The organism is Pseudomonas sp. Snoq117.2 (assembly GCF_900110545.1).
Lineage (GTDB): Bacteria > Pseudomonadota > Gammaproteobacteria > Pseudomonadales > Pseudomonadaceae > Chryseomonas > Chryseomonas benzopyrenica.
In genome coordinates this window covers 609851-633192 of record NZ_FOED01000001.1, presented here as the reverse complement: position 1 = coordinate 633192, position 23342 = coordinate 609851, and the positions used below count along the sequence as shown (strand labels likewise).

Sequence of the window (23342 nt, the reverse complement as noted above, 5' to 3'; positions counted from 1 at the left end):
CCAGCTCCTGCAACTTCACGGAACCGCAGCCTAGAGCGCACGGACGCCAATGGGTAACGTTCGCGTATATTTATGATACTAATTTGCATTTACAGATAGGACATCATCTCATAGTCTTTCAGCCCGCCGCTGGCGGCGTTGGATGCAGGTCCATGGACCCGGGAGCCGGGTCTGTCGAGTCCTTACGTGGGGTATGGACGGACCGCTTCCATTCTGAGGACGAACCTAGATGCAGCACTTCACTCTTCGCGCCCTGGCGCTCTCCGTTTCCCTGGGCGTGACAGCCTTGGCCCAGGCCGCACCCATAGCCCTGTCGCAACCGGCGCAGCCGCTGGCCGATGCCCTGCAGAGCTTCGCGCGCGTCAGCGGCTTGAAGGTGAACTACGATCCCGCGGCCCTGGCCGGTAAAGGTGCGCCAGCGCTGTCGGGGCGGATGGAGCCGGATGTCGCCCTGCAGCGTCTGCTGGCGGGCAGTGGCCTGGCGGCCACGGTCAGCGGCTCGGTCGCTACCGTCGCGCCGGTATCCACCCAGGCGGAGACTGGCAGCGTGACCCTGGATGCCACCACTATCAGTGCGGACGACGGCTCCCTTACTGGTCGAGCGACCACCGAAGGGACCCGCTCCTATACCACCGGCGCCATGAGCACCTCCACCGGGCTGCCCCTGTCGATCCGCGAGACGCCCCAGTCGGTCAGTGTCATCACCCGACAGCGCATGGAAGACCAGGGCATGACCGATCTCAACGATGTGGTCCGCTACGCGCCGGGGGTGACGCTGAACAAGTTCGGCGGCGACCGCCAGGAATTCCTCGCGCGCGGCTTCCGTATCGACAACATCATGTACGACGGCCTGCCCACCACGGCCGGGACCTTCACCCTCGACACCCTGTCCTCGGCGGACCTGTCCATCTACGACCGGGTCGAGGTGGTGCGCGGCGCGACCGGCCTGATGACCGGTGCTGGCGACCCTTCGGCCACCCTGAATCTGGTGCGCAAGCGCCCGACCGCCTTTCCGCAGGTCAGCGTCACCACCAGCGCCGGCAGCTGGGATCGCTACCGTACCGAGGTCGACGCCTCCAACAAGCTGAATGAAGCTGGCACCCTGCGCGGTCGCGCCGTGGCTGCCTATGAAGACAGCAACAGCTTCCAGGACGTCCGCGAGCGCAAACGCCAGACCTTCTATGGCGTGCTCGAAGCGGATCTCAGCGACGCCACCACCTGGACCATCGGCGCCTCCAAGCAGCGCGAGGACAAGACCTCCGACTGGGGCAGCCTGCCCAGCGGTCCCAATGGCGAAGACCTGCACCTGTCACGCTCCACCTTCCTGAGCGGCGACTGGGCGTACTGGGATCAGGACACCTACACCCTGTTCTCGGACATCACCCACACCTTCGACAACGGCTGGAAGGCCAAGCTGGCAGCGCAGCAGGTCTGGGCGAATTCGGATACCTATTCCAATTACCTGACCTCTGTAGCGCCGGACTTCAGCTATTCCTCCGTCAGCGATCTGGCCACCGCCTCCGGTGCCTATCGGACGGATTCCGACCAGCTCAACCTCGATGCCTCGGTGAGCGGCCCCTTCCAGTTGCTGGGTCGAGAGCATGAGTTGATGGTGGGCATCAGTCGGCGTCAGGAAAAGTTCTACCAGCGCGGGGGCTTTTCCGGCGCAACCCCGGTCGACATCTACAACTTCCGTCCCAGCAGCATTCCCAAGCCGGCCAAGGACAGCTTGACGCCTTACGCCAGCAAGAACACCACCACCGAGGAAGCGATTTACGCTGCTGCGCGTCTCAATCCGATCGATCCCCTGCACGTCATCGTTGGGGGACGCGTCAGCTGGTACGACTTCGACAATCTCTACAGTGACAACGACTACAAGGCCACACGCGAATTCACGCCCTATGCCGGCATCATCTATGACCTGAACGACACCTACTCGGTGTATGCCAGCTATACCGAGATCTTCAAGCCGCAAAGCGAGCAGAACACCGGAGGTTCGGTACTTGAACCCCGGACCGGCAAAAGCTACGAGATCGGGCTGAAGGGCGCCTATTTCGATGGCGCCTTGAACGCTTCCGTCGCGCTCTTCGACACCGTCCAGGAAAATCGCGCCTACCTGCCGAGCAACCAGGCGACCTTCTGCCCGGGCTATCCGGTGCAAAGCTGCTACACCGCCGCTGGCGAGGTTCGCAGTCGCGGCATAGATGCGGAAATCTCCGGTCAATTCGCACCCAACTGGCAGGCGTCGGCGGCCTATACCCTGGTGCTGAGCGAGTTCACGAAAGACGCTGTTTACGAAGACCGCCGCTTCGCGCCGGAGCAGCCCAAGCACCTGTTCAAGGCCGCCACCAGCTATCAGCTCACCGGCGAGCTGAGCAAGTGGCGCATTGGCGCCGATCTGCTGGCCCAGAGCGGGACCTTCGAGCGTGTCGGTAATGGCGAAGCCAAACAGGATAGCTATGCGCTGGTGGGCGTGATGGCGGGCTATCGTTTCAACGAGCACTGGGATGGTCGCGTCAACTTCAACAACATCTTCGACGAGAAATACTGGCAGGGCATTCCAACGGGCACTGGTACCGGCGTCTACGGCGATCCCCGCAACGTCATGCTCAGCCTGAAGTGGACCCTCTGATCCCGCGACTCCGTTAGCGGGCTCACGCTTCGCCCTTGTCCGACCCACCGGACTTGGGCGAAGCTGCGGACTTCTGCGAAGGAGTGCCGCCCATGTCCAGCCCGATCGTCCATCTGGAACGCTATGCTGATCGCCATGCCGAGGGTCTCGCTGCCCTCTATGGCGATCCGGCCGTGGCGCGGCAGGTGCTGCAGCTACCCTATCAGAGCGCCGAACAATGGCGGCAGCGTCTGAGCGGCGAGCGCGAAGGGCGGATAGGATTGGTCGCCCTGCGGCAGGGGCAGGTGGTGGGCAGCGCCAGTCTCGAACAGCAGCAGCGCATTCGCCGCCAGCACTGTGGCGCCCTCGGCATGGGCGTGGCCCGGGATTGCCAGGGGCAGGGCATAGGTACCCAGCTGCTGACGGCCCTGCTCGACCTCGCCGACAACTGGATGAATCTGCAACGGGTCGAACTGACCGTCTTCAGCGACAACGAGCCGGCCCTGGCGCTCTATCGCAAGCTGGGTTTCGAAGAAGAAGGGCTGCTGCGGCGCTATGCCCTGCGCGATGGGGTGTTCGTCGACGCCTACAGCATGGCGCGCTTCAAACCCTGATCGCGGTGTATGAGAGAAACTTGAGTTCACCACAAGAAACCTGAGTTTGTTTCATGGGTCATGCGCGACGACAATCTTCACCTTGTCTGGTGGAGGTGTGCAATGGTCAAGATTCATTCCCAGAGTTCCGCGCGGCGCGAGCAACAGGGTGACGCGTCCCTGGCGACGATGGCGTCTCTCGACGATTGCGACCGGGCCGCCCTGATCGCCCAGGGACGCGAGCAGCGTCGGCAGGCGTGGCGCGCCCAGCAGGCCGCGGGTTGTGAGTGGCTCACGGTAGGCGACTTCGGCTGGGGCGATCGGGTTCTGGCGCATTCGTATCTGGTCGGCGCCGCCACTCGCACCGAGGCGGCAGACGATCTGGGATTCGCCGGCCCCTGTCAGGTCCCGGTATTCACCGCGGACCAGTCCTTTGCCATCGGCTGGGAGCAGCTGTTCGACGAGGTCGCCGAGGCCCAGGCGCTCGGTCTGCTGGTCAAGCCGGTGATCCTCGGACCCCTGAGCTATCTATGGCTCGGTCGCTCGCTCGATCCGGCCTTCGATCGCCTCGAACTGCTGGAAGCTCTGCTGCCGGTCTACGGCGAGATCTTCGCGCGGTTGGCCGCCCAGGGCGTGGAATGGATCCAGATCGACGAGCCGCTGCTGACGCTGGAACTGCCGCTGGCCTGGCGTACCGCCTTCGAAAGAGCCTACAACCTGCTGCAACGCGAGCCGCTGAAGAAGCTGCTGGGTGTGCGTCATGGTGAGTTGATCGAGAACCTGGGGTTGGCTGCCGGTCTGCCGCTGGAGGGGCTGCATGTCGATTGGCCACGGTCGGTCCAGGCCCAGCAGGGGCTGCTCGATCGGCTGCCGGCCTACAAGACGCTGTCGCTGGGCTTGGTCGAAGAGACTGAAGCCGGACCCGTAGGCCAGCAACGGCGGCTGCACTTCGTTCGCCAGGCCGGCGAACGCCTGCAGGAGCGCCTCTGGTTGTCACCCGCGGTCCTTTCCAGGGACGCCGACGCGACGCAGGCCGATGCGGTGGCGGCCGAATTCGCCTGCCTGGTGCGGGCCGCTCGCCAGGCCGCCATAGGCAGGACAGCAGTGCGCCCGGAAAGGCCTTGGTCGGCGATAGAGGTGGCCCTGGCGAAGCTGGGCGCTGCCCAGTCCCACCTGGTAACGTCCTGAGCTAGCGGTGAGCGGTCAGCAGCAGGCCGCCTGCGCCGGCAAAGAAGGCGCCGGTGGCCTGGTTGAGGCGGCGCACTCCGCGGGGCCCGCGGATGAAGCGGCGGATCTGCCGGCCGAACAGGCCATAGATGAAGGCCGCGACCATTTCCGCGAACAAGTGGGTACCACCCAGGTAGACGAATTGTTGGGTGGTCGGCTGGGTGGGGTCGATGAATTGCGGAAAGACCGCGGCGAACAGCAGGATCGCCTTGGGGTTGCTGATGCCGATGAGAAATTCCTGCAGCATCAACCGATGCAGCGCGCGTGGTTGCGCTGCGCCGTTCTCGCTCAGGTCCAGGCCGTCGAAGGCCCGGCTGCGCCAGCTCTTCACGCCCAGGTAGAGCAGATAGAACGCACCGATCCACTTGATGACGGTAAAGGCCGTTTCCGAGGCCAGCAGCATGGCGCCCAGGCCCACCGCCGAAATCACCAGGAAGATCACGAAGGCCACATTGCGACCCAGGGCCGCCAGTCCCGCCGTCACCGCGCCGTGACGGATGCCATTGCCGAGCGAGCAGAAGTTGTTGGGGCCGGGTGTCAGGGCGATGAGCAGGGCGACCGGAAAGAACAGCAGGGCATCGACGAGATTCATGGCGGTCGCCTGGTGCGCCGCGAGGGCGCCGAAGAGGAAGGGTGGTCGGCTATTTAAACCGTCTTTCCACGCCTTTCTCCACCAGAATCTTCGCCGAGATCTCCTCTACGGAAAAATGCGTGGTGTTGATGAAGGAGATGTTCTCGCGGCGGAACAGACCTTCCACCTCGCGTAGTTCGAATTCGCACTGGGCGAAGCTCGCATAGCGGCTGTTCGGCCGGCGCTCGTGGCGAATCGCCGCCAGCCGCTCGGCGTCGATGGTCAGCCCGAACAGCTTGTCGCGATAGGTCTTGAGCGAGGCAGGGAGTTGCAGGCGCTCCATGTCCTCTTCGGTCAGCGGATAGTTCGCCGCGCGGATGCCGTATTGCAGCGCCATATAGAGGCAGGTCGGCGTCTTGCCGCAGCGCGAGACCCCCACCAGGATCAGATCGGCCTGGGCATAGTGGGTCGTGCGGGCGCCGTCGTCGTTTTCGAGTGCGAAATTGACGGCCTCGATCCGCTCCATGTAGTGACTATTGTGCATGATCGAATGTGACTTCCCTACCGAATACGAAGATTCGGCGGAAAGTTCCCGTTCGAGCGGGGATAAAAACGTGGAGAAGATGTCGATCATGAACCCGTTCGACTGGTCCAGAATGGCCCGGATGTCGCGGTTGACGATGGTATCGAAGATGATGGGTCGCGCACCGTCCTGGACGGCGGCGGCATTGATCTGCTGTACCATCGCCCTGGCCTTGTCCAGCGTATCCACGTAGGGGCGGGTGACCTTCCTGAAGGTGATGTCCCCGAACTGGGCCAGGAGGCTCTGACCGAGGGTTTCGGCCGTGATGCCGGTACCGTCGGAAATGAAAAAGGCGGTTCGTTGCATGGAGGGACGTCCTGGTGGCGTACGGGGCAGGGATCGCTGCACTGTAACCTACCGCCGTCCACTGTCCATGGGGCGAGCGCCGAGGCGTACTGCTTTCCCACAAAGACACAAGATGGAGAGAAGACCTTGGACGAGTATGTAATTTCACTGGAGCAGCTTGGCGTGCACGACGTCGAGCGCGTGGGCGGCAAGAACGCATCCCTCGGCGAGATGATCGCCAACCTGGCCAACGCGGGCGTCTCCGTGCCGGGCGGGTTCGCCACCACGGCCCAGGCCTATCGCGATTTCCTTGAGCAGAGTGGGCTGAACGAGCGTATCCACGCGGCCCTCGATGCCCTGGATGTCGACGACGTCGTCGCCCTGGCCAAGACCGGCGCCCAGATCCGCCAGTGGGTAATGGACGCGCCTTTCCCCGAGCGCCTGGACGCCGAAATCCGCCGGGCCTTCGCCGAGATCTCGGCAGGCAACCCCAATCTCGCTGTCGCCGTACGCTCCTCGGCGACCGCCGAAGACCTGCCGGATGCCTCCTTCGCCGGTCAGCAGGAAACCTTCCTCAATATCCGCGGCGTCGACAACGTCATCCGCGCGGCCAAGGAAGTCTTCGCCTCCCTCTTCAATGACCGCGCCATCGCCTACCGCGTGCACCAGGGCTTCGATCACAAGCTGGTCGCCCTGTCCGCCGGCGTGCAGCGCATGGTGCGTTCGGAAACCGGCGCCGCTGGCGTGCTCTTCACCCTGGATACCGAATCCGGTTTCCGCGATGCGGTCTTCGTCACCGCTGCCTATGGCCTGGGCGAGACCGTGGTGCAGGGCGCGGTGAACCCGGACGAATTCTATGTCCACAAGCCCACCCTGGAAGCCGGTCGCCCGGCCATCCTCAGACGCAACCTGGGCAGCAAGGCCATCAAGATGGTCTATGGCGAAGAAGCCAAGGCCGGTCGCTCCGTGCGCACCGTCGATGTCGAGCCCGCGGATCGCGCGCGTTTCTCCATCACCGATGCCGAGGTCACCGAACTGTCCAAGCAGGCGCTGATCATCGAGCGTCACTATGGTCGGCCGATGGACATCGAATGGGCCAAAGACGGCGACGACGGCAAGCTCTACATCGTCCAGGCGCGCCCGGAAACGGTGAAGAGCCGGGCCAGCGCCACCGTCATGGAGCGCTACCTGCTCAAGGACAAGGGCCTGGTGCTGGTGGAAGGCCGCGCCATCGGCCAGCGCATCGGCGCCGGCAAGGTCAAGATCATCCGCGACGTCAGCGAGATGGATCGTGTCCAGCCCGGTGACGTCCTGGTCTCCGACATGACCGATCCCGACTGGGAGCCGGTGATGAAGCGCGCCAGCGCCATCGTCACCAACCGTGGCGGCCGTACCTGCCACGCCGCCATCATCGCCCGCGAGCTGGGGATCCCGGCCGTGGTCGGTTGCGGCAACGCCACCAGCCTGCTCAAGGACGGCCAGACCGTCACCGTCTCCTGTGCCGAAGGTGACACCGGCCTGATCTACGAAGGCGAACTGGACTTCGACATCCGCCAGAGCTCGGTGGATGCCATGCCCGAGCTGCCATTCAAGATCATGATGAACGTCGGTAACCCCGACCGCGCCTTCGACTTCGCCCAGCTGCCCAATGCTGGCGTGGGCCTGGCCCGCCTGGAATTCATCATCAACCGCATGATCGGCGTGCACCCCAAGGCGCTGCTCAACTACGACAGCCTGCCCTTCGAGGTGAAGGAAAGCGTCGACAAGCGCATCGCCGGTTACTCGGATCCGGTCGGCTTCTATGTCGAAAAGCTGGTGGAAGGGGTGTCCACCCTGGCCGCCGCCTTCTGGCCGAAAAAGGTCATCGTGCGCCTGTCGGACTTCAAGTCCAACGAATACGCCAACCTCATCGGCGGCAAGCTTTACGAACCCGAGGAAGAGAACCCCATGCTGGGCTTCCGCGGTGCCTCTCGCTACATCAGCGAGAACTTCCGCGATTGCTTCGAGCTGGAATGCCGCGCCATGAAGAAGGTGCGCGAAGAGATGGGCCTGACCAACGTCGAGCTCATGGTGCCCTTCGTGCGCACCCTGGACGAGGCGGCGCGGGTGGTCGAGCTGCTCGGCGAGAACGGCCTCAAGCGCGGTGAGAACGACCTGCGCGTCATCATGATGTGCGAGCTGCCCTCCAACGCCCTGTTGGCGGACGAGTTCCTCGAGCACTTCGACGGCTTCTCCATCGGCTCCAACGATCTGACCCAGCTCACCCTGGGCCTGGATCGGGACTCCGGCATCATTGCCCACCTGTTCGACGAGCGTAATCCGGCGGTCAAGAAGCTGCTGGCCAATGCCATCGCGGCCTGTAACCGGGCCGGTAAGTACATCGGCATCTGCGGTCAGGGTCCCTCGGACCACCCGGACCTGGCCAAGTGGCTGATGGAGCAGGGCATCGAGAGCGTCTCGCTCAACCCCGACTCCGTGCTCGACACCTGGTTCTTCCTGGCTGAAGGCAACGCCTGATCCCAGGGGTCACCCTGCCTGCCTGAGGCAGGGTGACTCTTTCCAGGATTAATCCCCCATTCCCCACGAGCGTGGCCCTGCCCAGCTGGAGTCACGTTCGCCGGATCGCCTCACCACACGGGGGCAGGATCCTTGCACGAGACACCAGATGCAGCAGTACGACAGTGATGTGGAACAGGGCCTCGTCTATGGCTATCTCCTCGACGGCCGCGGTGGTGGACGGCGCCTGAGTCGCCGTGAACTGGCCGAGGTCGAGCCGGGTCCCGGCGAGGTGCTGTGGCTGCACTGGGATCGCAGTGTGCCCGAGGCCCAGGCCTGGCTCCGGCAATCCAGTGGTCTGAGCGAATTCGCCTGCGATCTGCTGCTGGAAGAAGCGACCCGCCCACGCCTGGTCAATCAGCCCGACGACAGCCTCCTGCTGTTCCTGCGCGGGGTGAACCTCAATCCTGGCGCCGTGCCCGAAGACATGGTGTCGCTGCGGGTATTCGTCGATAAACGCCGGGTGATCTCGCTGCGCATGAGGCCCATGAAGGCTGCCGCCGAAGTCCAAGAGGACCTGGAGGCGGGCATCGGCGCCCAGAATGCCGAGGAGCTGGTGCTCTACCTCGCCAGCTACATGACCAGTCGGGTCGATGACCTGGTGCGTGGCCTGTCCGATCAACTCGATAGTCTCGAGGAGCAGGTCGACCAGGACGAGGGCAGCCTGCCCGACCATGCCCAGGTGCTGACCCTCAGGCGCCGCGCCACCGGGCTGCGCCGTTATCTGGCCCCGCAGCGTGACATCTATGGCGATCTGGCTCGTGGCAAGCCGGCCTGGTTCGTCGAGGCGGCCAGTCAGGGTTACTGGAGCGAATTGCACAACAGTCTGGTGCGCAACCTGGAAGAGCTCGAGGTCATGCGCGAGCGGGTCGCGCTGCTGCAGGACGCCGAGCAACGGGCGACCACGGAAAAGACCAACCGCACCCTCTATCTGCTGGCCATCATCACTGGCTTCTTCCTGCCCATCAGCTTCATCACCGGTCTGCTCGGGATGAACATGGGGGGCATGCCGGGTTCGTCATCCGCCTTCGGTTTCGTGGCTGCCTGCCTGCTGATCGGCGCGGTGGCGGTCTTCCAGGTCTGGCTGTTTCGCCGACTGCGCTGGCTGTGACCCGTCTCCACCTCGCTGCGTCAAGAGGAAACGACCAGCGAGGTGCCTATGCACGATCCCTTCGAAGCGTCCCTCAAAGCGCTCCTCAATACCCCAGCCAATGCTCAGGACGAGGAGGGCGATGATCAGGCACGATTGCATCGTGTGCTCAAGACCGCCAATCGTCAGGTGGGCGCGGGTGCGCTGTTCGATCTGATCGGGCGGCACTGGGCATCGGCGCTGCTGCTGGCACTGGGCAACGGCGCCCCTCATCTGAAGCCGCGCTCGCGCCGTACCGCACGTAGCGAATCTTCCCCGGAGATCCTGAAGTAGATGGAATTCGATATCTGGACCCAGAGTCTGCTGTCCGCCATGACCACCCTGTGGAGCAAGGTGGCCGGCTTCATTCCCAACGTCTTCGGTGCCCTGGTGGTGATCCTGGCGGGCTTCGCGGTCGCCAAGATTCTCGACACCGTGCTGTCGAAGGTCCTCGCCAAGCTCGGCCTGGACCGTGTGCTCGCCGGTGCCGGCGTGACCAAGCAACTGGCCAAGATCGGCATGCGCATGCCGGTCACCACTTTGATCGGCCGGATCGTCTACTGGTTCGTCCTGCTGGTGTTCCTGGTGTCGGCGGCCGAGTCCCTGGGTTTGCAGCGCGTTTCCTCCACCCTGGACGTCATGGCGCTCTATGTGCCCAAGATCTTTGGCGCCGCCCTGGTGCTCATCGTCGGGGTGCTGCTGGCGCAACTGGTCAGCGGCCTGGTCCACGGCGCCGCCGAGGGCGTCGGCCTGGATTACGCCGCAGGGCTGGGGCGTCTGGCCCAGGGCCTGGTCATCATCATTGCGATCTCGGTCGCGGTCGGTCAGCTGGAGATAAAGACCGAACTGCTGAACCTGGTCATCGCCATCGTGCTCACCGCCTTCGCCCTGGCTGCAGCCCTGGCCCTGGGGCTGGGTAGCCGGGGACTGGTGTCGCAGATTCTGGCCGGTATCTACGTGCGCGAACTCTACGAAGTCGGCCAGTGGGTGACCTTGGCGGACGTCGAAGGCGAGATCGAGGAGATCGGTACTGCCAAGACCCTCATCATGACCGAAGAGGGCGACATCGTTTCGGTTCCGAACCGTCTATTGCTGGAGGCTCAGGTCCGCAGCCGCTGACAGGCGTCGCGGAGATGGCTATCATGCCCGCCACTTTTTGGTAGCCAATTCCGTCTTGAACAAGCCTGCCCCTCATGCCTACGATCCGACCACGCTCAGCGATGAAGAGCTGGTCCAGCGCGCGCATGGTGAACTCTTCCACGTGACGCGAGCCTACGAAGAACTGATGCGCCGCTATCAGCGCACCCTGTTCAACGTCTGCGCCCGTTACCTGGGGAACGACCGGGATGCCGACGATGTCTGCCAGGAGATCATGCTGAAGGTGCTTTACGGTTTGAAGAATTTCGAGGGGAAATCGAAATTCAAGACCTGGCTGTACAGCATCACCTACAACGAGTGCATCACTCAGTACCGCAAGGAACGCCGCAAGCGGCGGCTGGTGGAGGCATTAAGTCTGGATCCGATGGAGGAAGCCTCCGAGGAACGGGCGCCGAAGCTGGAAGAAAAGGGAGGGATGGATCGCTGGCTGGTCCATGTGGGGCAGGTCGATCGGGAGATCCTGGTGCTGCGTTTCGTCGCGGAGCTGGAGTTCCAGGAGATAGCCGACATCATGCACATGGGGCTCAGCGCCACCAAGATGCGATACAAGCGGGCACTCGACAAACTGCGTGACAAGTTCGCAGCTGAAGTTGAGGGCTGACCGGATGTGTCAGCTGTAAGTTTTTGAACTTCACGAAAACTTGTTGTCGAAGCCTCCGGAGATTGCCGGAATTAGTACCACTAAAATGGGGATACAAAGGATGAAACTGAAGAGCACCTTGGGCGTCGTGATCGGCTCCCTGCTGGCAAGCGCCTCGCTGAGCGCCCTGGCACAAGGTCAAGGCGCCGTCGAGACTGAGCTGTTCGGCAGCCGTCTGTTCACCGACAGCCAGCGCAACATGACCAACGCTGACCTGTACGGCGGTTCCGTTGGCTACTTCCTGACCGACGACGTTGAGCTGGCGTTGTCCTACGGTGAGTACCACAACGCTCGTGGCGACCGCGACCTGGGCCACAAGAACATCAAGGGCAGCCTGGCCGCTCTGGATGCCTACTACCACTTCGGTCAGCCCGGCGTCGGCCTGCGTCCGTACGTGTCCGGTGGTTTCGCTCACCAGTCCATCAGCAACCGCGACATCAACGAAGGTGGTCGTGATCACTCCACCTACGCCAACCTGGGTGCCGGCCTGAAGTACTACTTCACCGAGAACCTGTATGCCCGTACCGGCGTACAAGCCAACTACAACATCGACTACGGCGACACCGAGTGGAGCGCTGCTGTTGGTGTTGGTCTGAACTTCGGTGGTTCCACCAAGAAAGAAGTCGCTCCGGCTCCGGCTCCGGCCCCCGTTGCTGACGTCTGCACCGATTCCGACAACGATGGCGTTTGCGACAACGTCGACAAGTGCCCGAACACCCCGGCCAACGTCACCGTTGACGCTACCGGCTGCCCGGCTGCCGCTGAAACCGTTCGCGTCGAGCTGGACGTGAAGTTCGATTTCGACAAGGCCGTGGTCAAGCCCAACAGCTACGCCGACATCAAGAACCTGGCTGACTTCATGCAGCAGTACCCGCAGACCTCGACTACCGTTGAAGGCCACACCGACTCCGTCGGCACTGACGCCTACAACCAGAAGCTGTCCGAGCGTCGTGCCAACGCCGTGCGTAACGTGCTGGTCAACCAGTACGGCGTGCAGGGCGGCCGTGTGAACGCTGTTGGTTACGGTGAGTCCCGCCCGGTTGCTGACAACGCTACCGAAGCCGGTCGCGCTGTTAACCGTCGCGTAGAGGCCGAAGTCGAAGCTCAGGCCAAGTAATCTGCCTGATCCAGACGTGAAAAAGCCCGCCTAGTGCGGGCTTTTTCATGCCTGACGTTCTTGGCGTCAGACGTAGATCCAGGCACTGCAGGCATAAAAAACCCCGCCGAAGCGGGGTTCTTCTTTACGGATCGATCAGCCGCGATCGTCCGAGATATCACGTTGGGCAACGCCGGTGTACAGCTGGCGCGGCCGGCCGATCTTGTAGGGGCCGGACAGCATTTCCTGCCAATGCGAGATCCAGCCAACGGTCCGCGCCATGGCGAAGATCACGGTGAACATGCTGGTCGGAATACCGATCGCCTTGAGGATGATGCCAGAGTAGAAGTCCACGTTCGGATAGAGGTTGCGCTCGACGAAGTAGGGGTCCTTGCGGGCCAGTTCTTCCAGGCGCATGGCCAGTTCCAGTTGCGGATCGTTGATGCCGAGCTCGGCCAGGACTTCGTCGCAGGTCTGCTTCATCACCGTGGCGCGGGGATCGAAGTTCTTGTAGACACGGTGGCCGAAGCCCATCAGCTTGAACGGATCGTTCTTGTCCTTGGCCTTGGCCACGAACTTGTCGATGTTGGCGACATCGCCGATCTCGTCCAGCATCTTCAGCACGGCTTCGTTGGCACCACCATGCGCCGGACCCCAGAGGGCGGCAATGCCGGCAGCGATGCAGGCGAAGGGGTTGGCGCCCGAAGAGCCGGCCAGGCGAACGGTGGAGGTGGAGGCGTTCTGCTCATGGTCGGCATGCAGGATGAAGATGCGATCCATGGCACGGGCCAGCACTGGGCTGATGGGTTTTTCCTCGCACGGGGTGTTGAACATCATGTGCAGGAAGTTTTCCGCATAGCCCAGGTTGTTGCGGGGATACATCATCGGCTGACCCATGGAGTACTTGTGCACCATGGCGGCCAGGGTCGGCATCTTGGCGATCAGGCGCATCGCCGAAATCTCGCGGTGCTGCGGATCGGTGATGTCTAGGGAGTCGTGATAGAAGGCCGACAAGGCGCCGACTACGCCGCACATGATGGCCATGGGATGCGCATCGCGACGGAAGCCGTTGAAGAAGTTCTTCAGTTGCTCGTGAACCATGGTGTGGTTCTTGATGGTGTCAACGAACTGCGCTTTTTCTTGCGCGTTCGGCAACTCACCCTTGAGCAGCAGGTAACAGGTCTCGAGGTAGTCGGATTTCTCCGCCAATTGCTCGATCGGGTAGCCACGATGCAGCAGGATGCCCTTGTCACCGTCGATGTAGGTGATCTTGGACTCGCACGAGGCAGTGGACATGAAGCCCGGGTCGAAGGTGAACACACCAGTGGAGGTGAGGTTGCGAACATCGATCACGTCCGGGCCGAGGGTGCCGGACATAACGGGCAGGTCAACCGGATCCGCTCCCGAGATGATCAACTGCGCTTTCTTGTCAGCCATTAGGCCTCCTTATTTTGCTTTGAAATCATCAATAAACCCTCCACTCAGGGCCTCGCCCACTATAGAGGGATAAATTTGAAAGTCAATTTACGAAAATATCACCCTAGAGGCGCTTTCTGGGCAGATTGTGCGGCGAAAAGACATTAACACGCAGGCTTCTGAATATCAGCTGGCGACGTCGGGATCGGGTATCCGCGTTTGTCATGAGTAGGCTAACTGTCTATAATTCTCGCCCGACCGTGCCGGGTCGGCGAGCTGATGCCGAGCGGTCGAGACGCTTTCAACAGGAAGCGTGTAGCAGATGTGGAATCTCCTATAACTAGCCCGACCGTAATTGGGCCCTCAGTGTGAAAGAAGCCGTGAATAGCAAACGACCTGTAAACCTAGATCTCAGGACCATCAAACTACCTATCACAGCTTATACCTCGATTCTTCACCGTATCTCCGGCGTCATCCTCTTCCTCGGCATCGCAGTCATGCTCTATGGCCTGCATCTGTCGCTGGGTAGCCCGGAAGGCTTCGGCCAAGTGAAAGCTTTTCTGGCCTATCCGCTGGTCAAGCTTGTGATCTGGGGTCTGCTGTCCGCATTGCTCTACCACCTGGTCGCCGGCATTCGGCACCTGATCATGGATGGTGGCGCCGGCGAAACCCTGCAGGGCGGCAAGCTGGGTGCGCAGCTCGTGCTGGTCATTTCCGCAGTTCTGATCATTCTGGCAGGGGTTTGGGTATGGTAACCAACGTCACCAATCTTTCGCGTTCCGGTCTCTACGACTGGATGGCTCAACGGGTCTCGGCAGTCGTCCTCGCGGTCTACTTCCTCTTTCTCATCGGCTTCCTGATCCTTCATCCAGGGCTCACCTTCGAGCAATGGCACGGCCTGTTCTCCCACACCCTGATGCGCATCTTCAGCCTGTTGGCGCTGGTGTCCATCTGCGTTCATGCCTGGGTTGGTATGTGGACCATCTCCACCGACTACCTGACCACCATGGCAATCGGCAAGGGTGCTACCGCCGTGCGTTTTCTCTTCCAGGCGGTATGCGGGTTCGCGATGTTCGCGTTCTTCGTCTGGGGCGTGCAGATCTTCTGGGGTGTTTGATCTATGTCCACAATTCGTCATATTTCGTTTGATGCCATCATCGTAGGTGGCGGCGGCGCCGGTATGCGCGCCGCCCTGCAACTGGCCCAGTCCGGCCACAAGACCGCGGTGATCACCAAGGTTTTCCCGACCCGCTCCCATACCGTGTCCGCTCAGGGCGGCATTACCTGTGCCATCGCTTCGGCCGACCCGAACGACGACTGGCGCTGGCACATGTACGACACCGTCAAGGGGTCGGACTACATCGGTGACCAGGACGCCATCGAGTACATGTGTTCCGTGGGCCCGGAAGCGGTCTTCGAACTCGAGCACATGGGTCTGCCGTTTTCCCGTACCGAGCAGGGCCGCATCTATCAGCGTCCCTTCGGCGGTCAGTCCAAGGACTACGGCAAGGGTGGCCAGGCCGCACGTACCTGCGCCGCGGCCGACCGTACCGGTCACGCTCTGCTGCACACCCTCTATCAGGGCAACCTGAAGAACAACACGGTGTTCCTCAACGAGTGGTACGCCGTGGATCTGGTCAAGAACCAGGATGGTGTCGTGGTCGGCGTCATCGCCATCGCCATCGAAACCGGCGAGACCGTCTACGTCAAGGCCAAGGCCACCGTGCTGGCCACCGGCGGTGCGGGCCGTATCTATGCCTCCACCACCAACGCCCTGATCAACACCGGTGACGGCGTCGGCATGGCGCTGCGCGCTGGCGTGCCGGTGCAGGACATCGAGATGTGGCAGTTCCACCCCACCGGCATCGCCGGCGCCGGGGTACTGGTCACCGAGGGTTGCCGCGGTGAGGGTGGCTACCTGATCAACAAGCATGGCGAGCGCTTCATGGAGCGCTATGCGCCCAACGCCAAGGACCTGGCCGGTCGCGACGTGGTCGCCCGTTCCATGGTCAAGGAAGTGCTGGCCGGCAACGGTTGCGGTCCGGATGGCGATCATGTGCTGCTGAAGCTGGATCACCTGGGTGAAGACGTGCTGCACAGCCGTCTGCCCGGTATCTGCGAACTGTCCAAGACCTTCGCCCATGTCGATCCGGTCGTCGCACCGGTGCCCGTGATCCCCACATGCCACTATATGATGGGCGGCATCGCCACCAACATTCATGGCCAGGCCATCACCCAGGACGCCAACGGCAACGACAAGATCATCGAAGGCCTGTTCGCCGTAGGCGAAGTGGCCTGCGTGTCCGTGCACGGGGCCAACCGTTTGGGTGGCAACTCGCTGCTGGACCTGGTGGTCTTCGGGCGTGCCGCTGGTCTGCACCTGGAGAAGGCGCTCAAGGAAGGTATCGAGCACCGCGGTGCTTCGGAAAGCGATCTGGAAGCCTCGCTGCAGCGCCTGTCCGGCGTCAACGAGCGCACCACCGGTGACGACGTCGCCACCCTGCGCAAGCAACTGCAGACCTGCATGCAGAACTACTTTGGGGTGTTCCGCACCGGCGAGTACATGCAGAAGGGCATCGCCGAGCTGGCCGACCTGCGCGAGCGCATCGCCAAGGTCAAGATCAACGACAAGAGTCAGGGCTTCAACACCGCCCGTATCGAAGCGCTCGAGTTGCAGAACCTGCTCGAAGTGGCCGAAGCGACCGCCATCGCCGCCGAGAACCGCAAGGAGTCCCGTGGTGCTCACGCCCGTGAAGACTTCGAAGAGCGCGACGACGAGAACTGGCTGTGCCACACCCTCTATTTCCCCGGTGAAAAGCGGGTCAGTAAGCGTGACGTCAACTTCGCGCCCAAGACCGTACCGATGTTCGAACCCAAGGTTCGGACTTACTAAAGGTGACCACCATGTTGAAAGTCAGCGTTTATCGTTACAACCCGGATCAGGACGGCCTGCCGTCCATGCAGGAGTTCCAGGTCGATACCGGTGGGAAGGATCTCATGGTGCTGGACGTCCTGGCTCTGATCAAAGAGCAGGATGAAGGCTTCTCCTACCGTCGTTCCTGCCGCGAAGGCGTGTGCGGCTCCGACGGTATGAACATCAACGGCAAGAACGGCCTGGCATGCATCACGCCGTTGTCGGCGGTGGTCAAGAACGGCAAGCTGGTCGTGCGTCCGCTGCCTGGCCTGCCGGTCATTCGTGACTTGGTCGTCGACATGAGCATCTTCTACAAGCAGTACGAGAAGGTGAAGCCGTTCCTGCAGAACGAGACCCCGGCACCGGCCATCGAGCGCCTGCAGAGCCCGGAAGACCGCGAGAAGATCGATGGTCTGTACGAGTGCATTCTGTGCGCCTGCTGCTCGACGTCCTGCCCGTCCTTCTGGTGGAATCCCGACAAGTTCCTCGGCCCCGCTGCGCTGCTGCAGGCCTATCGCTTCCTGGCCGACAGTCGCGACACCAAGACCCAGGAGCGTCTGGCCGCCATGGACGATCCGTTCAGCGTGTTCCGCTGCCGTTCGATCATGAACTGCGTGGCGGTCTGTCCCAAGGGGCTGAACCCGACCAAGGCCATTGGCCATGTACGGGCGATGCTGCTGCAGAGCGGTACCTGATCCACGTCCCGCCCGGCCAGTTGTGCCGGGCGGGTTCGTTAGCGACCTTGATAGCTTGATTCAACCAATGTCCATTCAGGGATACCCGGAACCGCATCCGGGCATTGGCGCAGTCGTAGTGAGGCCAGGTCTCGCGTCGAGGCTGGTCATCGGCTGATGCTATCTCTGCCGAAGGGGTGAACTAGATGCACGAAAGTCAGATGCAGCAACTGTGGGACAGCGCTCACCTGTCCGGCAGTAATGCTGCCTATGTGGAAGAGCTCTATGAGCTGTTTCTGCACGATGCCAACGCTGTGCCGGAAGAATGGCGCACCTACTTCCAGAAGCTTCCCGCGGTCACTGGCAATTCGCCGGACGTCGCGCATTCCGCGATCCGCGACCATTTCGTGCTGCTGGGCAAGAATCAGCGGCGAGCTCAGCCGGTCTCGGCCGGTACCGTCAGTTCCGAACACGAGAAGAAGCAGGTCGAAGTCCTGCGTCTGATCCAGGCGTACCGTCTGCAGGGTCATCAGGCTGCCCAACTCGACCCCTTGGGTCTGTGGCAGCGTCAGCCGCCTGCCGATCTGCTGCTCAACCACTATGGGTTGACCGACGCCGATCTGGATACCACCTTCCGTACCGGTGAATTGTTCATCGGCAAAGAGGAAGCAACTCTCCGCGAAATCAGGGATGCGCTGCAAGAGACATATTGCCGCACGGTCGGTGCGGAGTTCATGCACATCGTCGATTCCGAGGAGCGCCGCTGGTTCCTGCAGCGCCTGGAAAGCGTCCGTGGCCGCCCGCAGTATTCGCCGGAAGTCCGTACCCATCTGCTGGAGCGCCTTACCGCCGCCGAGGGTCTGGAGAAGTACCTGGGCACCAAATACCCGGGCACCAAGAGATTCGGCCTGGAAGGCGGCGAGAGTCTGATTCCGCTGATCGACGAGATCATCCAGCGTTCCGGCTCCTATGGGGTCAAGGAACTGGTGATCGGCATGGCCCACCGTGGCCGCCTGAACGTGCTGGTCAATACCCTGGGCAAGAATCCGCGCGACCTGTTCGACGAATTCGAAGGCAAGAAGCTGGTCGAGCTGGGCTCCGGTGACGTCAAGTATCACCAGGGCTTCTCCTCCAACGTCATGACCCAGGGCGGCGAAGTCCACCTCGCGCTGGCGTTCAACCCCTCGCACCTGGAGATCGTCTCTCCGGTGGTGGAAGGTTCGGTACGCGCGCGCCAGGATCGCCGCGGCGATCGCTCCGGTGACAAGGTCGTGCCCGTGGCCATCCACGGCGACGCCGCCTTCGCCGGCCAGGGCGTGGTCATGGAAACCTTCCAGATGTCGCAGACCCGGGCCTACAAGACCGGCGGCACCCTGCACCTCGTGATCAACAACCAGGTGGGCTTCACCACCAACCGCCAGGAAGACGCGCGCTCTACCGAGTACGCCACCGATGTCGCCAAGATGATCCAGGCGCCGATCTTCCATGTGAACGGCGACGATCCCGAGGCGGTGCTGTTCGTCACCCAGCTGGCAGTCGACTACCGCATGCAGTTCAAGCGTGACATCGTCATCGACCTGGTGTGCTACCGCCGTCGCGGCCACAACGAGGCCGACGAGCCGAGCGGCACCCAGCCGTTGATGTATCAGCAGATCGCCAAGCAGCGCACCACCCGCGATCTCTATGCGGATGCCCTGACCCAGGCCGGCGTGGTCACTGCCGAGCAGGTCCAGGCACAGTTCGAAGCCTATCGCGGTGCCCTTGACGAGGGCCGTCACGTCGTGGCCAGCTTGGTCAAGGAGCCCAATCGCGACCTGTTCGTCGACTGGAAACCCTACCTCGGCCATGCCTGGACCGCCCGGCACGACACCGGCTTCGACCTCAAGACCCTGCAGGATTTGGCCAACAAGCTGCTGCAGGTTCCGGAAGGCGTCGTGGTCCAGCGTCAGGTCGGCAAGATCCTCGAAGATCGCCAGAAGATGACCGCCGGCGGTCTGCCTTTGAACTGGGGCTTCGCCGAGACCATGGCCTACGCCACCCTGTTGCACGAAGGCCATCCGATCCGCATCACCGGTCAGGATGTCGGCCGTGGCACCTTCTCGCACCGTCACGCGGTGCTGCACAACCAGAAGGACGCCGTACCCTACGTGCCCCTGCAGCACCTGGCCGAGAATCAGCCGTCGTTCGAGATCTACGACTCCTTCCTGTCCGAGGAAGCGGTACTGGGCTTCGAATACGGCTACGCCACCACCACGCCCAATGCGCTGGTGGTCTGGGAAGCCCAGTTCGGTGACTTCGCCAACGGTGCCCAGGTCGTCATCGACCAGTTCATCACCAGCGGCGAGATCAAGTGGGGTCGTCTCTGCGGCCTGACCATGCTGCTGCCCCATGGCTACGAAGGCCAGGGCCCGGAGCACTCCTCGGCACGTCTGGAGCGTTATCTGCAACTGTGCGCCGAGCAGAACATCCAGGTCTGTGTACCCACCACGCCGGCGCAGATCTACCATCTCTTGCGTCGCCAGGTGATCCGCCCGCTGCGCAAGCCGCTGGTGGTGCTCACGCCCAAGTCGCTGCTGCGCCACAAGCTGGCCATCTCGACCCTGGAAGACCTGGCCCATGGCTCCTTCCAGACCGTGATCAACGAGCTGGATCAGATCGATGCCCAGCAGGTGAGGCGCCTGGTGCTGTGCAGCGGCAAGGTCTACTACGACCTGCTGGAAAAGCGCCGCAGCGAGAATCGCCAGGACATCGCCATCGTGCGTCTGGAGCAGCTCTACCCGTTCCCGGAAGACGATCTGGCCGACGTACTGGCCGGCTATCCGAACCTCGAGCGCGTGGTCTGGTGCCAGGAAGAGCCGATGAACCAGGGCGCCTGGTACTGCAGCCAGCATCACATGCGCCGCGCCGTGTCCGGTTACAAGCAGGGCCTGGGTCTGGAATACGCCGGTCGCGATGCGTCCGCCGCGCCGGCCTGCGGCTATGCCTCCATGCACGCCGAGCAGCAGGAAAAACTGCTGCACGATGCTTTCTCCGTTTGATTCGCCACGCGACTACTAGAGATCACTAAGGAAATTCATAGAATGGCTATCGAGATCAAAGCCCCTACCTTCCCGGAATCGGTCGCTGACGGCACCGTCGCCACCTGGCACAAGAAGCCCGGCGAAGCAGTCAAGCGTGACGAACTGCTGGTCGACATCGAAACCGACAAGGTCGTGCTGGAAGTCGTGGCACCGGCCGATGGCGTCCTGGCCGAAATCCTGAAGAACGAAGGCGATACCGTGCTGAGCGAAGAAGTCATCGCTCGCGTGGAGGAGGGCGCCACTGCCGCCGCCGCTCCGGCTGCCCAGCCGGCTGCCGCCAGCGCTCCGGCCGCCGCACCGGCCGCCGGTGCTGAAGAGGATCCGATCCTGGCGCCTGCCGCGCGCAAGATCGCCGAAGAGAACGGCATCGACCCGGCTACCCTGGTCGGCACCGGCAAGGGTGGTCGCATCACCAAGGAAGACGCCGTCGCCGCTGTCGAGGCCAAGAAGTCCGGCGCTGCCGCTCCGGCTGCCAAGCCCGCTGCCGCCGCCGCTCCGGTGGTGACCGCCGCTGGCGACCGCACCGAGAAGCGCGTGCCCATGACCCGCCTGCGCGCCAAGGTCGCCGAGCGCCTGGTTGAAGCCCAGTCCAGCATGGCCATGCTGACGACCTTCAACGAGGTCAACATGAAGCCGATCATGGACCTGCGCTCCAAGTACAAGGACATGTTCGAGAAGAAGCACAACGGCGTGCGCCTGGGCTTCATGTCCTTCTTCGTCAAGGCCGCCACCGAGGCGCTCAAGCGTCAGCCGGGCGTCAATGCCTCCATCGACGGCAACGACATCGTCTACCACGGCTACCAGGACATCGGCGTGGCCGTGTCCAGCGACCGTGGCCTGGTGGTGCCGGTGCTGCGTAACGCCGAGTTCATGAGCCTGGCGGAAGTGGAAGGCACCATCGCCGACTTCGGCAAGAAGGCCAAGGCCGGCAAGCTGACCATGGAAGACATGCAGGGTGGTACCTTCACCATCTCCAACGGTGGTGTCTTCGGTTCGCTGCTGTCCACTCCCATCGTCAACCCGCCGCAGACCGCGATCCTGGGCATGCACAAGATCCAGGAACGTCCGATGGCGGTGAACGGCCAGGTGGTGATCCTGCCGATGATGTATCTTGCGCTGTCCTACGACCATCGCCTGATCGATGGCAAGGAAGCCGTGACCTTCCTGGTCACCATGAAGGACCTGCTGGAAGACCCGGCTCGTCTGCTGCTGGACATCTGATCCGGCTCTCGCGGTGCGGGGCAGGGGCCACGCACCGCTTCAAGTTTTCCTGCCTGAAGCTGCTCCAAGGGGATTAGTGTATGAGCGACAAATTCGACGTAGTGGTGATCGGCGCCGGCCCTGGTGGCTACGTGGCCGCCATCCGCGCCGCGCAGCTTGGCCTGAAGACGGCCTGTGTCGAGCGCTACAAGGGCAAGGAAGGCAAGGTCGCCCTGGGCGGCACCTGCCTGAACGTGGGCTGCATTCCCTCCAAGGCGCTGCTGGACAGCTCCTACAAGTACCACGAGGCCCACGAGGGCTTTAAGGTTCACGGCATCGACGCGCCGAACGTCACCATCGACGTGCCCACCATGATCGGCCGCAAGGACCAGATCGTGAAGAACCTCACCGGCGGCGTGGCCACCCTGTTCAAGGCCAACGGCGTGACCCTGCTGGAAGGCAACGGCAAGCTGCTGTCGGGCAAGAAGGTCGAAGTCACCGGTCTGGACGGCAACGTCCAGGTCGTCGAGGCCGAAAACGTCATCCTGGCGTCCGGCTCGCGTCCCATCGACATCCCGCCGGCTCCGGTGGACCAGAAGGTCATCGTCGATTCCACCGGCGCCCTGGAATTCCAGAGCGTGCCCAAGCGTCTGGGCGTGATCGGTGCCGGCGTCATCGGCCTGGAGCTGGGTTCGGTCTGGGCCCGCCTGGGTGCCGAAGTCACCGTGCTGGAGGCCCTGGACAAGTTCCTGGTCGCCGCCGATGAGCAGGTGTCCAAGGAAGCCTACAAGATCCTCTCCAAGCAGGGTCTGAACATCCGCATGGGTGCTCGTGTGACCGGCTCGCAGGTCAATGGCGAAGAAGTCACCGTCAACTACACCGAAGCCGGTGAAGAAAAGCAGATCACCTTCGATCGCCTGATCGTTGCCGTGGGCCGTCGTCCGGTGACCACCGACCTGCTGGCGTCCGACAGCGGCGTGGAAAGCGACGAGCGTGGCTACATCTACGTCGACGACCACTGCGCCACCAGCGTGCCGGGCGTGTTCGCCATCGGCGACTGCGTGCGCGGTCTGATGCTGGCCCACAAGGCCTCGGAAGAGGGCGTGATGGTCGCCGAGCGCATCGCTGGTCACAAGGCCCAGATGAACTATGATCTGGTCCCCTCGGTGATCTACACCCACCCGGAAATCGCGTGGGTCGGCAAGACCGAGCAGGCCCTGAAGGCCGAAGGCGTCGAAGTCAATGTCGGCACCTTCCCCTTCGCGGTCAGCGGTCGTGCCCTGGCGGCCAATGACACCGCCGGTTTCGTCAAGGTCGTGGCCGATGCCAAGACCGATCGCGTCCTGGGCGTCCATGTGGTCGGCCCGAGCGCGGCGGAGCTGGTACAGCAAGGCGCCATCGCCATGGAATTCGGCACCAGCGCCGAAGACCTGGGCATGATGGTGTTCTCGCACCCGACGTTGTCCGAGGCGCTGCACGAAGCGGCCCTGGCGGTGAACGGTCATGCGATCCACGCAGTGAATCGCAAGAAGCGGTAAGAGATTTACGGAACCACGGGGTTGCCGACCGCCGTGGAGCCTCAGGGCTCCACCGCAGGAAGGCGCCTCGG

Annotated in this window: 19 protein-coding genes; 16 read left to right on the top strand and 3 right to left on the bottom strand. The window is 62.7% G+C overall.

Translation table 11 applies throughout. The annotated features are described in order from the left end of the window. Positions 1–229: 229 nt before the first annotated feature. From BMZ43_RS03175 to BMZ43_RS03165, 3 genes are all read left to right on the top strand, one after another. Positions 230–2632, top strand: a complete 2403-nt coding sequence (locus BMZ43_RS03175) for a TonB-dependent siderophore receptor (RefSeq protein WP_093249749.1) — start codon at positions 230–232, stop codon at positions 2630–2632. 92 nt (positions 2633–2724) lie between these two features. After that, the gene (locus BMZ43_RS03170) at positions 2725–3225 is read left to right on the top strand and encodes a GNAT family N-acetyltransferase (protein WP_017638903.1); all 501 of its coding nucleotides are present in this window, start codon (positions 2725–2727) and stop codon (positions 3223–3225) included. A 102-nt stretch (positions 3226–3327) separates the two neighbouring features. Further along, positions 3328–4392: a 5-methyltetrahydropteroyltriglutamate--homocysteine methyltransferase gene (locus BMZ43_RS03165; RefSeq protein WP_093249745.1), complete on the top strand. Its 1065-nt coding sequence runs from the start codon at positions 3328–3330 to the stop codon at positions 4390–4392. 1 nt (position 4393) lies between these two features. Here the strand turns inward: BMZ43_RS03165 and BMZ43_RS03160 are convergent, their stop codons facing one another. Together BMZ43_RS03160 and BMZ43_RS03155 are read right to left on the bottom strand one after the other, a co-directional pair. After that, positions 4394–5023, bottom strand: a complete 630-nt coding sequence (locus BMZ43_RS03160; RefSeq protein WP_017638901.1) for a LysE family translocator — start codon at positions 5021–5023, stop codon at positions 4394–4396. 49 nt (positions 5024–5072) lie between these two features. Beyond that, a complete protein-coding gene (locus tag BMZ43_RS03155) occupies positions 5073–5891 on the bottom strand; it encodes a posphoenolpyruvate synthetase regulatory kinase/phosphorylase PpsR (protein ID WP_017638900.1) in 819 nt (272 codons plus the stop codon). A gap of 126 nt (positions 5892–6017) precedes the next feature. Between BMZ43_RS03155 and ppsA the strand changes: the two genes are divergently transcribed. The 6 genes from ppsA to BMZ43_RS03125 all read left to right on the top strand — a co-directional run bounded on the left by ppsA (position 6018) and on the right by BMZ43_RS03125 (position 12470). After that, positions 6018–8387, top strand: coding sequence for a phosphoenolpyruvate synthase (gene ppsA, locus BMZ43_RS03150; RefSeq protein ID WP_026083586.1), 2370 nt, complete (start codon positions 6018–6020; stop codon positions 8385–8387). 148 nt (positions 8388–8535) lie between these two features. Beyond that, on the top strand, positions 8536–9537 hold the full coding sequence (locus BMZ43_RS03145) for a zinc transporter ZntB (protein WP_068385304.1): 1002 nt from the start codon (positions 8536–8538) through the stop codon (positions 9535–9537). Between the two features lie 48 nt (positions 9538–9585). Next, positions 9586–9849: a hypothetical protein gene (locus tag BMZ43_RS03140; protein WP_017638897.1), complete on the top strand. Its 264-nt coding sequence runs from the start codon at positions 9586–9588 to the stop codon at positions 9847–9849. Then, complete coding sequence (locus tag BMZ43_RS03135; protein WP_017638896.1) at positions 9850–10674, top strand: mechanosensitive ion channel family protein; 825 nt, start codon at positions 9850–9852, stop codon at positions 10672–10674. 55 nt (positions 10675–10729) lie between these two features. Continuing rightward, positions 10730–11314 (top strand): RNA polymerase sigma factor SigX, encoded by a 585-nt coding sequence (gene sigX / locus BMZ43_RS03130; RefSeq protein WP_007159259.1) that lies wholly within the window; start codon positions 10730–10732, stop codon positions 11312–11314. 100 nt (positions 11315–11414) lie between these two features. Continuing rightward, positions 11415–12470 carry an OmpA family protein gene (locus BMZ43_RS03125; protein WP_017638894.1) on the top strand — a complete coding sequence of 352 codons (1056 nt, stop codon included), beginning with the start codon at positions 11415–11417 and terminating at the stop codon, positions 12468–12470. Between the two features lie 135 nt (positions 12471–12605). Here BMZ43_RS03125 and gltA read toward each other — a convergent pair whose 3' ends face one another. Continuing rightward, positions 12606–13886, bottom strand: coding sequence for a citrate synthase (gltA, locus tag BMZ43_RS03120; RefSeq protein WP_017638893.1), 1281 nt, complete (start codon positions 13884–13886; stop codon positions 12606–12608). A gap of 347 nt (positions 13887–14233) precedes the next feature. Between gltA and sdhC the strand changes: the two genes are divergently transcribed. The 7 genes from sdhC (at position 14234) to lpdA (ending at position 23271) form a co-directional block, all read left to right on the top strand. Then, positions 14234–14620: a succinate dehydrogenase, cytochrome b556 subunit gene (gene sdhC, locus BMZ43_RS03115; protein ID WP_026083585.1), complete on the top strand. Its 387-nt coding sequence runs from the start codon at positions 14234–14236 to the stop codon at positions 14618–14620. Next, positions 14614–14982 (top strand): succinate dehydrogenase, hydrophobic membrane anchor protein, encoded by a 369-nt coding sequence (gene sdhD, locus BMZ43_RS03110; protein ID WP_017638892.1) that lies wholly within the window; start codon positions 14614–14616, stop codon positions 14980–14982. The genes sdhC and sdhD overlap by 7 nt, the downstream gene beginning before the upstream one ends. A 3-nt stretch (positions 14983–14985) precedes the next feature. Then, positions 14986–16758 (top strand): succinate dehydrogenase flavoprotein subunit, encoded by a 1773-nt coding sequence (gene sdhA / locus BMZ43_RS03105; RefSeq protein ID WP_026083584.1) that lies wholly within the window; start codon positions 14986–14988, stop codon positions 16756–16758. 11 nt (positions 16759–16769) lie between these two features. Next, positions 16770–17474, top strand: a complete 705-nt coding sequence (locus tag BMZ43_RS03100; protein WP_017638890.1) for a succinate dehydrogenase iron-sulfur subunit — start codon at positions 16770–16772, stop codon at positions 17472–17474. Between the two features lie 185 nt (positions 17475–17659). Beyond that, positions 17660–20491, top strand: coding sequence for a 2-oxoglutarate dehydrogenase E1 component (locus tag BMZ43_RS03095; RefSeq protein ID WP_093249742.1), 2832 nt, complete (start codon positions 17660–17662; stop codon positions 20489–20491). Between the two features lie 42 nt (positions 20492–20533). Then, on the top strand, positions 20534–21754 hold the full coding sequence (odhB, locus tag BMZ43_RS03090) for a 2-oxoglutarate dehydrogenase complex dihydrolipoyllysine-residue succinyltransferase (protein ID WP_093249738.1): 1221 nt from the start codon (positions 20534–20536) through the stop codon (positions 21752–21754). 80 nt (positions 21755–21834) lie between these two features. Beyond that, positions 21835–23271 (top strand): dihydrolipoyl dehydrogenase, encoded by a 1437-nt coding sequence (gene lpdA, locus BMZ43_RS03085; RefSeq protein WP_017638888.1) that lies wholly within the window; start codon positions 21835–21837, stop codon positions 23269–23271. Positions 23272–23342: the final 71 nt, after the last annotated feature.